At 69.1% G+C, this 9,930-nt stretch carries 8 protein-coding genes; all 8 read right to left on the bottom strand.

Translation table 11 applies throughout. From position 1 onward, the window contains the following. Positions 1-1,392 carry an oligosaccharide flippase family protein gene (locus tag SPF06_RS01545; RefSeq protein WP_323277159.1) on the bottom strand — a complete coding sequence of 464 codons (1,392 nt, stop codon included), beginning with the start codon at positions 1,390-1,392 and terminating at the stop codon, positions 1-3. Further along, positions 1,389-2,324 carry a nucleotidyltransferase family protein gene (locus SPF06_RS01540; protein ID WP_323277158.1) on the bottom strand — a complete coding sequence of 312 codons (936 nt, stop codon included), beginning with the start codon at positions 2,322-2,324 and terminating at the stop codon, positions 1,389-1,391. Before SPF06_RS01540 ends, SPF06_RS01545 begins: the two co-directional genes overlap by 4 nt. Before the next feature lie 19 nt (positions 2,325-2,343). Further along, positions 2,344-3,852 carry a tyrosine-protein kinase domain-containing protein gene (locus SPF06_RS01535; RefSeq protein ID WP_323277157.1) on the bottom strand — a complete coding sequence of 503 codons (1,509 nt, stop codon included), beginning with the start codon at positions 3,850-3,852 and terminating at the stop codon, positions 2,344-2,346. Between the two features lie 76 nt (positions 3,853-3,928). Then, a complete protein-coding gene (locus SPF06_RS01530) occupies positions 3,929-4,519 on the bottom strand; it encodes an arsenate reductase/protein-tyrosine-phosphatase family protein (protein WP_323277156.1) in 591 nt (196 codons plus the stop codon). A 1-nt stretch (position 4,520) separates the two neighbouring features. Then, positions 4,521-5,783: a nucleotide sugar dehydrogenase gene (locus SPF06_RS01525; protein WP_323277155.1), complete on the bottom strand. Its 1,263-nt coding sequence runs from the start codon at positions 5,781-5,783 to the stop codon at positions 4,521-4,523. Positions 5,784-5,804: 21 nt separating this feature from the next. Continuing rightward, on the bottom strand, positions 5,805-7,478 hold the full coding sequence (locus SPF06_RS01520) for a GMC family oxidoreductase (RefSeq protein ID WP_323277154.1): 1,674 nt from the start codon (positions 7,476-7,478) through the stop codon (positions 5,805-5,807). Then, positions 7,475-8,383, bottom strand: a complete 909-nt coding sequence (locus tag SPF06_RS01515; protein ID WP_323277153.1) for an aldo/keto reductase — start codon at positions 8,381-8,383, stop codon at positions 7,475-7,477. The genes SPF06_RS01520 and SPF06_RS01515 overlap by 4 nt, the downstream gene beginning before the upstream one ends. Further along, positions 8,380-9,639 (bottom strand): glycosyltransferase, encoded by a 1,260-nt coding sequence (locus SPF06_RS01510; protein WP_323277152.1) that lies wholly within the window; start codon positions 9,637-9,639, stop codon positions 8,380-8,382. The genes SPF06_RS01515 and SPF06_RS01510 overlap by 4 nt, the downstream gene beginning before the upstream one ends. Positions 9,640-9,930 lie beyond the last annotated feature (291 nt).

Genomic DNA, 9,930 nt, shown 5'->3' with positions numbered 1-9,930 from the left:
CTAGTGCTTGGTGGTTGGTACCGGCGGCTTCCGGAGCGCGGAGGCGACCCTCCGGGCTCCTGTCCAGATCGCCCTCACGTCAGTGCTGCGAACGCCCGCGAACGAGCGCACTGGCATGCCGAAGCGGCGCTTGAGCCAGATGAGGTTGGCTGTGCCTGAGATCGAGGCGCCGACGAGGGTGGCGGTCGCCGCGCCGAGTGCGCCCCACGCCGGCACCAGGACGACGAGGGTGCCGAGGTTGCCGATCGCCCCATAGAGCATGCTGAGGCTTCGCAGCTCAGGGTGGCCCCGGGCCCCCAGCCCTGCGCCGGCCACGGATCCGGCGGTTCCGGCCACGGTTGCGAGGAGAAGGACGACGGCGGCGGGCAGCGACGCCGCGAACGTCGCCCCGAAGAGGAGCGGCAGCCACCACGGCATCGACGCGCCGATGAGGAGTGCCGCGAGCACCGTGAACAGGACGGTCACCCTGGTCGTCTGCTGAAGCCTCACGGCGTGGGCGCTCTCGTCTCCTTCGGCGGCGTCGGCGGAGAAGGTCACACTGCGCGCAGCCGCGGAGATGATGGTGGGAAGCTCTCCCACTGTCACGGCGACGGCGTACAGCCCGAGCTGCGATTCGCTCGACAGAGGCACCATGAGCACTTGATCCAGGCGCGTCAGCACGATTCCCGAGAGGGCGCCGAGCCACACCTTCCAGCCGAACTGGAGGATTCCCCTGCCGGTCTCCTCCCGGCCGGAGCGCGGAGTCCGTCCTAGGGCTCGTCCCCATCGGACGAGGAACGGGATGTAGACCGCGGCGCAGAGCAGCGGCACTCCGGCGGCGGCAAGGAGGGCGGTGAACGGCGTGAGCGAGCCCCCCAGCCAGAGCCCCCCGACGGCGGCAAGCCGCACGATCCCGGTCATCGCGGACTCTCGGGCCGCGAGCTTCCACTCGTGGCATCCAGCGGCGATGCTGCGCGGGATCGCGAGCAGGAAGGTCGGCACCACGGCGATCGATGTCCACCTCATCAGGACGACGAGTTCGTCGTTGCCGCCAGCCAGGAGCGGCGCGAGCAGGAACGTGGACGTGGCTCCCACGAGGCCGAAGGCGCTCAGGGTGAACGAGGTGAACACCGCGGAAGTCCGCGCCCGTTCGGGCGCCCTCGCGATGTGGAAGGTCAGGGATTCCTGGAGGCCGAACATCCCCACCGCCGCAACCAGCTGGAGGAGCGAGATCGAGGCCGCGAGTTCGCCGCGTCCGCCCTCGCCCAGCGCTCTCGCGAGCATCGGGGCCGTGGCAAGCCCAGCGAGCGGCGGGAAGATCATCCCGATGATCTGGCGGACGATATTCCCCCCGACGGGGGCCGCCGCCGGAGAGTCCGAATCGCCCTGAGGAGCTGGCGAAGCGAGTGTCACAGCGCGCCCCCTCGTCGCGCCGCTTGACGCCATTGCGCGCGGAACTTGTGATAGCTCCGCAGGGTCGAGCGGATTTCCCGGAGGGATTGGCAGAGCCTTCGCCAGCGTGGGCGCCACAGCGACGTGGATTCGTCGACGATGTGCAGGTTCATGGCTGCCAGGGCATCGCGCGACGGAAAGAGCGCTCGCCTGAGCATGCCGGGCTTTCGGTGCCACGGCGCATCGACGAGTTCTATGAGCCGAATCGCCGCCGAGGTCTGCCCGGTGGTTCGGAGCATCCATTCCCGCGAGGGCGGCGGTACGTCGATTTCTCCCAGATCGAGTCCGAGGTTCTCCTCGAAGAACGGGCGCAGTGCGGCCTGCCCGCCGCCGCGCTCGGCGATGTGCAGGAGAACGCCCGGGTCGATATCAGCGCACCGCCTCGCCAGGCCGTCGAGCAGGCCCTTCGTCTCGGGCAGCCACGGCGAACGGAGCAGATGCAGCGCGAGCACGAGCGCGCCTGCGGGCTTGTCCGGGATCGAGACCAGGCGCCCGGCGATCGGCATGGGCGTCCGGCGCCCCCAGAGGAGTCCGAAAACGTCGCCGGCAGGAGCCTCGAATCCCGGGAAATAGGTGTGGACGTCGATATCCGTCATCCAGCCGTGGTGGTACAGGCTGCGGGAATGCTGGGGGAAGACGTCATCGGCAGGGTCGCGGGGCCGTTCGATCCAACCCCGGGACGCGAGCAATAAAGTGAGTCGTTCGATCTCGGCCGGGTGCACGAGGACATCCGTGTCATGTGAGGTCCGGCGGTCGCGGAGGCCGGAGTAGGCGGCCCCGGGGCCCTTGATGAAGAGTGCGCGCAGCCCTGCCTCCTGGCAGACGTGCTCCACGAGGGCATGGCAGAGCGCGACATTTTCGTCGGCGCCGATGTCTGCGGAGGGAAGGTCCATGATTCGCCCGGGGTCAGGGCTACTTGCGTCGCCTCATCCGAGGGACCCGGCCCTTGCGCTTTCTCGCGCTGGGCCGCCTCTCGGCTGAGTCGGAGTAGTAGTAGCTCTGGCCGTAGTAGTTGTAATAGGCCGCTTCGGCCTTCTTCGTCGGGATTCGGTTGAGGACGGTGCCGAAGACGTGGCCGTTGACCCGTTCGAGGGTCTCCACGGCCTTCGCGAACTCGTCCTTCTTCGTGCGGGCCGCGCTCACGACGATGAGGGCACCGTCGAAGCGTGCGGCCAGGACGGCCGCGTCGGTCACGGGGAGGAGCGGAGGCGAATCGATGATCACGAAATGATCACGTGCGAGCGCCCGCATCGTGCTGTGCATCTTCTCGGAGGAGAGGATCTCCGACGGGTTGGGCGGTAGCGGCCCTGCCCCGAGGATCCGCAGATTGGGGTAGTCGGCGTGGTCCTGGATGACGTCCTCGACTTCGGCATCACCGACGATCACGTCAGTGAGGCCGACGTTCTCGACCAGGCTGAACGTCTTGGCAACCGTCGGGCGGCGCAGATCTCCGTCGACCAGGATGACGGGCTCGCCGCCGGCCGCGAGGGCGATCGCGAGGTTGTCCGCGACGGTCGATTTGCCGTCTCCGGGAAGCGAGCTCGTGACGGTGATGATTCTCGGCGGACGGTCGGGGCTCATGAACTTGAGATTCGTCCGGAGACCCTTGAACGCCTCGTTGATGCGGAAGTTGGTTGCCGCGGCGCTTCTCGTCGACGCCCGTTCGATGGTCCTGCTGCTGCCGATGGCCTCAGACACGGGGATCGTTCCGACGACCGGAACCTTGAACTCGTCCTCGATGACGGCGGCCGAGCGTATTCTCCGATCGAAGAAGCCGCGGACGAACGCATAGAAGAGGCTCAGGACGAGGCCTCCGAGAAGGCCGACGGCGGCAGCGATCCTCACATTGGGGGAGGAGGGCGCGGAGGGCGCCGTCGCGGGAGAGAAGGCGAGGATCTTGATGACGGAGCGTGCGCCGGCCGCGTTGGCGCCAGCTCCGTCGACCTCCTGATTCTCGACGCGCTCGACCTCCCGCCCCAACGCGGCGATCCAGGAATCGGCCAGCAGCCGTGCGCCGTCGGGATCGCCCCACGAGACAGAGACCTTGATCTGCGCGGTATCGAGGGGCACAGATGTCGTGACGCGGGCGAGTGCCGCAGCCGGCGTCGCGTCGAGGCCCGCGAGCTTGACCGCTCGCTCGGCGACGGTTCGAGACTCGGCCATGCTCTTGTACTGCGTGGCCTTCGACTTCGCGAGATTGTCCGCCGAGAGGGCAAGGCCGAGGTTCTCGTTCACCCCCGTCGAGACCACGCCGGATGCCTCCGACGTGAACATCTTGGCCTGCGTCAGGGTCCACGCAAAGCCTGCGACGAGCCCGAGCAGCATGCTCGCGACGACGACGACCCAGTGCCTGCGCACGGATCGCCAGAAGTTGCGTGCCGCCACGCCCGCACGGTCGGCGTTGGCTTTCTCTTCCTTCACGGGTGGGCCCGGCCTTTCTCCTTGCGGCGTGGGCCGCGACGTCGTTCGTAGTGCTGCTGTGCGATGCCGGCCGAATTCATCGACGGCGGGCAAGCCGATCTGCGATCTGGTCCAGAAGAGGCACGAGCTCGCGTTCCATCGATGCATACGCCTCGGGGCCCAGGCCGAAGGGATCGGCGATGTCGAGGGCCTGGTTCAGCCGCACGCGGGAGCGCAAAGCGCCGACTTCCCTCACGAGGGCGGCCGGGTCGCGCTGTGCTGCCGCGCCGTCCTCCTCCTCGTCCGCGAGCGAAGCTCCCAAGACGAATTCCCGGATCGTGAAGCTGCGCCGCAGGGCGGCGGGGTACTCGGCGAGGACCTGGCGAATGTGCTCGTGGGTGGCCGTGAGGACCAGATCCGAGCGGCGGAGGGCTTCCCGTTCGAGGGGCCGCGGCACACGACCGTCGATGCCCTCGAGGCGATGCGCGGCGGCCAGGTCGACGATGTCGGCCGGCGGCGTGAGGAAGGGATTGATTCCCGTTCCGGCGCTTGCGATCTCGAAGCCTCCCGGATCGAGAGCTTCCATCCGGTGCCGGAGGTAATGCTCCGCGATGACGGACCGGCAGATGTTCCCCGTGCAGACGACGAGGATGCGGAAAGGGGACGTCGGCGTAGGCGGCGTGGTCATGTCAAAGCCGGACTGCTCGGCTATTCCGGGACGCGGCTCCGCGCGTGTCGAACAGCAGGGGCGAGATCGCGGCAAGATGCTCGACGTCGTAGTCGCGATGCCGCTGGAGGAGGAGGACGGCGTCCGAGGCGGAGGCCGCCGAGTCGAGATCGGCCACGCGGCGCAGCGTCGCGTCGCCGAGCCTCCACTGGTCGACATGGGGGTCGTGGAACGCCACCCTCGCGCCCTTGAGCCGTAATACTTCGGCCAAGGGGGCCGCGGGCGATTCGCGTTGGTCGGCGATGTTGGCCTTGTAGGTGACGCCGAGGAGCAGGACGTCGGCACCCCTCAGCGGCTTTCCCCGTTCGTTGAGCAGGTCCTGAAGCCGGCCCACGACGTAACGGGGCATCGACTGATTGATCTCCTGGGCCAGTTCGACGAACCGGAACGGGTATCCGAGCGATCGCTTGACCTCATAGCTGAGGTAGTTCGGGTCGATCGGGATGCAGTGGCCGCCCACGCCGGGCCCGGGGTAGAAGGCCTCGAAGCCGAAGGGCTTGGTCCTCGCCGCGTCGATGACGCTCCAGAGATCGATGCCCATCTCGTGGCAGAACTTCGCCATTTCGTTCACGAGCGCGATGTTGACGTGGCGATAGGTGTTTTCGAGGAGCTTCGCGGTCTCCGCCTCGCGGGCGCCGGGGACCTCGACGACGGAATCGATGAATCTCGAGTAGAGCTCGACCGCCTTCCGCGTCGACGCCGCGGTCACGCCGCCGACGACCTTCGGGGTGTTGCGAAGCCCGTGCACGCTGTTGCCGGGATCGATCCGCTCGGGTGAGAAGGCGAGGAAGTAGTCCTCGTCGATGCGGTGCCCCGCGTCGTCGAGTATTCCCTTGACGAGCTGGTCGGTCGTCCCGGGGTACGTCGTCGACTCGAGGACGATCACGGCGCCCTTCCGGAGGTGGGCGGCGATGGAGCGTGCAGCGGCCTTCACGGCACCGAGATCTGGGCTGTTGTCCTGGGAGAGCGGGGTCGGCACGCAGATGACGACGTAGTCGGCCTCGGCGATGGCGAGGGGAGACGTCGTGGCCTGGTAGCCCTGGCAGACCATGCTCGCGAGGTCGGCGGAAGAGATGTCGTCGACGTGGGAGATCGACTGATTGAGCGAATCGACGATGCGCCCGTCGAGGTCCAGTCCCCTGACCCTCAGCCCCGAAGCGACCGCCTCCCGGGACAGTGGAAGGCCGACGTACCCCTGGCCGACGACGACAAGTGTCTTGCTCATGTTCTCTCTTTCGCGAGAAGGTCAGTTGGCACCGCAGGCGGAACTCGCGTTCTGCCGGCGGCGCGATTCGATGCGGAGGTGGTCCGCGAGCCGGATGGCCAGCGCGACGGCGGTCAACGTGGGCCCCGCGTGACTCGAGGTCGGAAAGACCCCAGTCGTCGCGCAGAAGAGGTTGGGAGAGCTCCACGCACGCAGCTGTGGGTCGACGACGCTCCGGGCCGGGCTCGTGCCCATGCGCAGGAGACCCATCTGATGGGTCGCGTCGGCGAAGGGCAGGTCAAGGACTTCGTCGAGGTCCGGGGGATCGTAGGAGCCCCATCCGCTCGCACCGATGGCGTCGGCGAGGTGGACGAGCGACCGATGGTAGTTCTCCCGATCCGACCTGCTCACGCGGTGCCGCACGCTGAGCCGCGGAACGCCGAAGGCGTCCGTCTCCTTCGCAAGGGTCACACGGCTCTCCGGATCAGGGGACTGCTCTGCGTCGAACCGGATCCGGTAGGCGCCGCTCGCGGAGCGCCGGGCAAACGCGGGAAGCGTTCGCGAGCCGATCCAACGCTCGCGCGCCCACCGGCCCCCGAACAGGGCGAGCTCGGGAAGCCCGCGGAGGACGTTCAGAGTGTGCTCCGCCGTGTGGCCGGGCTGCGCGAAGCGGCGGTGCATGCCCGCAGACTTGAAGCCGCCGGTGTGGATGAGCGCCGCGCGCGCGAGCACGTAGGCGGAGAGCAGCGGATCCCCGTGTGATGGGTCGCGGGGATCGCGATACCAGGTCGCGAAACCCATGTTCAAGAGGCCCTCTCTGCGGCGGAGCCTCTCGTCGAGCTGAAGCAGGCGGCGCACCCAGACCCCGTCGCGCGACTTCACGTAGCCGGCGGCGGCCCCAACGGAACGGGGGTCGCGCAAGCGGAGCAGGCCGACTTCCGCGATGGGGTGGATCATGTAGTTCCGGCCGAGCTGGTCGTGCTCGTTGCCGATTCCGCTCGCGAGTAGGAGCCTCGCGGTTTCGAGTCCTCCCGCCGCGACGACGACGACACCGCCACAGAACTCGAGGTGTCTCCCCTCGCCGGTCGCTGCCTCGACCGCGCAGATCCGCCCGTCCTCCGCGGTGCGGCGAAGCCGCGTGACGTTGGCGTGGTGGAAGAGCCGGACGTTGGGCAGCCCTTCGAGCTCCCGGCGGTACACGTCGCCGAACCGGACGGGAGGGCTGAACCGCCAGATGCCCGTGTCCGCGAGGTCCGCGCCGGGGCGGCCCGTGAGGTGCGCCGCATGTCCCGGAAGCGCCTCGCCTGCGGTCCACTCGAAGCGGCCGAGATCGAGGGCGACGGCGGCTCGCCGGTAGTAGGGCATCAGGTCGTCCCGACTGAGAGGCCAGCCGCTCGCGCCGAGTTCGCGCCGGGGTTCGAAGTCGAGCGCATCGAACGGAGCGGTTCTCCCGCCCCATTGGCGGCTCGTGCCGCCTAGGCCCTTCTGCCGGGCCTTGTCGAGTGGTTCGGCTGACTGCGAGGCGCTATCCCCGCGAAGCGTGTCCTGGGAGACGGCGTCGGGCCGCGTTCCCCCTCCTTCGAGCAGGACGATGTCGGCGCCGGTCGGGGCGAGCTCGCGGGCGACTGTCATGCCGCACGGGCCGGTGCCGACGATGACGATCTGAGCGGCGATCCTGGATCCGCCGGGAAGGCTGCGTGCGTCGATCGTGGTCATCCCGCGACTCGATCCCGGAGGATTGCCGTCGCGTGGGCCAGATCGCCTTCCGGGAGGCCCCGATGGATCGCGCCGAGGTTGTCCACCGCGTGCTGCCTGCTGCTCATGCCGAGCAGAACGCCGTCGATGCCGGGCAGAGCGGCCGCGGCCTCCGTGAGGGCGGCGACGCCGTCCGCGCCGTGGAGCCCGCAGCGTGACGCTTCCCGCACGAGCGAACCGTCGCCGAGGACGCCCAGCGCGACGACGACGACCTCCTGGGACCGGGGATGCTGGGCAACAGCCGCGGCGATCTCGGGTGCCGCGAGGTTTGCGGGGATCTCGAGCCATGCCAATCCCGGGAGATCGAGGGCCGCGACCGCGGCGTCGAGCGTCCGAACGGACGCCCCCCAGCATCGGATCGTGCCGCCGTCGGCCATTCGCTCCATCGCCTCTCCGAACCGGGCACCCCGGAGGTCGTCGGCGGTTGGCTCATGAAGGAGAAGGACGTCGAGGACGGAGCGCCCCTGGCGGCGGAGGCAGCGCTGCGCTGCCTCCTCGACGTAGCGCGACGCGAAGCAGGTTCCGGCCGTGCTGTTCATGCTGAGCCCCGACCCGGTAGGGGCGCGATCGCCGAACCGCGCGGCGGCCGCGAGGCCGGCCGGCGTCTTGAGCAGACCGACCTTCGTCACGACGACGACGTCGTCCCGGCCCCGGACGGCGCGGCCCACGAGGCGCTCCGCGATGCCGCGCGCGTAGACGTCTGCCGTGTCGATGAGGGTGATGCCCAAGTCGAGCGCCGTCTCAAGCGCCCTCAGGCCGTCGCCCGGAAGGCGCCGCTGCCAGAATGCACCGAGACGGGCAGTCCCGATGCCAAGGGGCGTGGCCTCGAATCCGCCGAGCCTGCTCGGGGTGAGAAGGCGGCTCATCGCTGGCCCGCCTTCATCGCCTCCGAGAGGGCGTCGTGCCAGCCCTCGTCGACGGTTGCCGGCGAGAGGTGCTCGATCAGGACGTTGCGGCCCGCCGCGCCGATCGTCCGGGCGAGTTCGGGGTCCGCGTGGAGGGCCGCGACATGGTCCGCCAGTTCCTCGGCCGAGTCGGCCACGAGCGCGCTCCGGCCGTCCTCGACGGGGATGCCCGCGATGCCGAGGGGCGTCGCGACCACGGGGAGCCCCACGCTCAGGCTGTCGAGGACCTTGGTCTTGACCCCCGTCCCGCTGAGGATCGGGGAGATGAACATGCGATGCCCTCTGAGCGCTTCGGAGAGGTCGTCCACGTACCCCGTAAAGGACAGCCCGCTGCGGAGGAACTCCTCGCGCTGTTCAGGCCCCCCCTGCCCGATGACCGTGACCTTGAGGTCGATGCCGCGTTGGCGGAGTGCGGGCAGGAGCTCGTCTCGGACGAATCGGAGGGCGGCGATGTTCGGTCCGTAATGCAGGACGCCGAGGAAGGCTGCCGATGCAGGATCGGCGTTCCCGGGGTCACCGGGCTCGCGAGGCTCGACCGCCATAGGCAGGGCCATCACCCGGCTGCCCGAGGATGCCTCGAGCCTGCGGGCCTCGGCTTCCCCTGTGAGGGCGGTCACGACCGCCTCGCGGGCGATCGCGAGCTCTCGTCTCCTGGCCCGTCGCGCCTCAAGCCACAGCAGCCGTTTGACCACGGCTTCGAGAGGTCGGACGAGCCCGCTTGGAATGTGGCTCCGGAAATAGCCGAACAGGGAATTGTTTCCGTCGGCGAACTCTGTCGACGCGTATCTCTCGGAGAGGAGGTCGTCGAGGTGTGCGATCACTGGCAGTCCCGTCGAGCGGGCCGCCTCCCAGGTCCGGATGCCGTCCGCCACGACCGTCATGGCACCGTGCTCGCGCGCGACCTCTGTGATGCGGGTCCGAAGCCTGGCCGAGTCGAAGAGGGCCTCGTTGAGCGTCCGTCGGAGGACTATCGAGGCGCATGCCGCCACGCCCATGCGAATGAGCGACGGCGGCCGGAGTCGGACCACGGGGCAGCCGAGCCATTCGCCAGGGCCGGGCTCGGCGGTGATCGCGACGGTGACGACGCGTGCTCCGGTGCGTCGCAGCCCTCGGACGGCGGTCTCGAGCACGGCGATGCGGCCAGTGCGTGCAGCGGTGACATTGCGTGCCGCGAGAAGCAGCACCACGGGCCCTGCGGCCGAGGATTGGGCCGTCATCCGGCGCAGCACCTAGGCATCGGCTCTGCGGGGGCGCCCCGATGGCGCAGGGAAGTCCGTGGATGAGTCCATGGACGTCAATGTAGGTTTCGCTCAGGAGCACTGAGATGCGTCTTCGAAAGGCCGTAGGTGGCGGCGCCAGACCGTCTCTCGATGCTTCAACCGCGCGGCGGTCGCGGGCCGCGCGCCCCGCCGGCCCCGGCGATCCCGCGCGCGGCAACGCCCTCACAGGGATTCGGGGCAGGGGCCGCGGGACCGGGCTCACGGCTCGCGAATTCCAGTGCAGCCGCT

Origin of the sequence: Sinomonas terricola (assembly GCF_034931225.1) — a bacterium.
Classification (GTDB): domain Bacteria; phylum Actinomycetota; class Actinomycetes; order Actinomycetales; family Micrococcaceae; genus Sinomonas; species Sinomonas terricola.
Note: the sequence above shows the minus strand (reverse complement) of the source record. Positions and strands in the feature narration are given on the sequence as shown.